Origin of the sequence: Carnobacterium sp., from assembly GCF_032094055.1 — a bacterium.
Classification (GTDB): domain Bacteria; phylum Bacillota; class Bacilli; order Lactobacillales; family Carnobacteriaceae; genus Carnobacterium_A.
This window is the reverse complement of record NZ_DAMDAK010000064.1, coordinates 13,415-14,792: the sequence shown is the minus strand read 5'-3', so window position 1 is coordinate 14,792 and position 1,378 is coordinate 13,415. Positions and strand designations below refer to the sequence as shown.

Below are 1,378 nucleotides of genomic sequence, written 5' to 3'. Positions count from 1 at the left end.
AATGCAGCCGGTCAAGTTATCTTTGATGAAATTACTTATGATGAAGTCGGAGAATACAAATATACACTTCATGAAGTTCAAGGTAACCAAGAAGGTGTAACGTATGATAAAATTGAATATACGGTTATTGTTGAAGTTGTAAATGATGGTGAAGGAAAACTAGTAGCTACGGCAAATTATATTAATGGACCAGTCACTTTCATCAATAAATATGTTGCCACAGCAGAACCAGCAGATCCAACAGAACCAGCAGATCCAACAGATCCAACAGAACCAATAATTCCAGCGGACCCTACAGACTCAGCAGATCCAGTTGATCCTGCGAAGCCTGCAGATCCGGAACAATCAACGGATCTAAAAGAAGGAAAATTACCGCAAACTGGTGAAGCAGCATCATACACTGGATTAGCAATATTATTATTATTAGTAGGTGTAAGTTTAGCTTACTATGAAAAAAAAGGGATAAAAAGAAAAACGACTAAATAACAAGTAATAATTGCCTTTACTAGGAAAATGATTTGTTTTTTTAAGTCTCTTCCCAAAATAAGGCTTATAAAGGAATGTTAAACAGACTAGGCTCACAAATAGCTTAGTCTGTTTTTCTTTTTGGAATAGGGTATTATAAGTTTTTTCTGCCTTCAATCCCTAGCAGGCCCACTTTTCTTATATTTATTTCTGATTAGTGTTTTTATACCATTGAGGTTTTTATTAAAAAAGAAGCCAAATAAAATTGATTTATATTTCTCCATAACAGACACTCTTTCAATTTTTTTGATTGGTTCCCCATTCGATGTAACATTTGTTGCTGTTTTTAGGAATGATTATCAGGTAAACTGGAGATAACAACCAAAATGATAGGACCAGTTAGGAAGGGATACCATGTTTAAAATCATGATTGTTGAGGATGACTTGACGATTGCTCATGTATTGCGTGATGAACTAGAGCGTTGGCAATATGAAGCAGTAGTGGTGACTAATTTTAATACGATTATTGAAGAATTTACGGCTGCAGCACCTCAGTTGGTATTGATGGACATTCAGCTGCCTTATTTCAATGGGTATTATTGGTGTCAGGAGATACGCAAATTTTCTCAAGTTCCGATTATTTTCATTTCTTCGCGGAACGAGAACATGGATATTGTGATGGCCATTCAAATGGGTGCAGACGACTTTATCAGCAAGCCGTTTGATTTGACGGTCGCTGTTGCAAAAGTACAAGCGCTATTGCGAAGGACATACGATTTCAATGAAGCAGAAAATTTTTTAACGCACCACCAAGTGATTCTAAAATTAGGTGAATCGAAGCTTCAATACCAAGAACAAGAAACAGAGTTGACTCGTAATGAACTGAAAATCATGGAACTGTTATTTTTAGCTA

General features: G+C 35.9%; 2 protein-coding genes. Both read left to right on the top strand.

Features of this window, described 5'->3' with window-relative positions:
- Nucleotides 1–486, top strand: a 486-nt coding sequence (locus tag RT405_RS09825; protein WP_313469403.1) for a Spy0128 family protein, incomplete at its 5' end; no start/stop codon positions are given.
- A gap of 393 nt (nt 487–879) precedes the next feature.
- A partial coding sequence (locus tag RT405_RS09820; protein WP_313469402.1) for a response regulator transcription factor occupies nt 880–1,378 on the top strand: 499 nt, incomplete at its 3' end.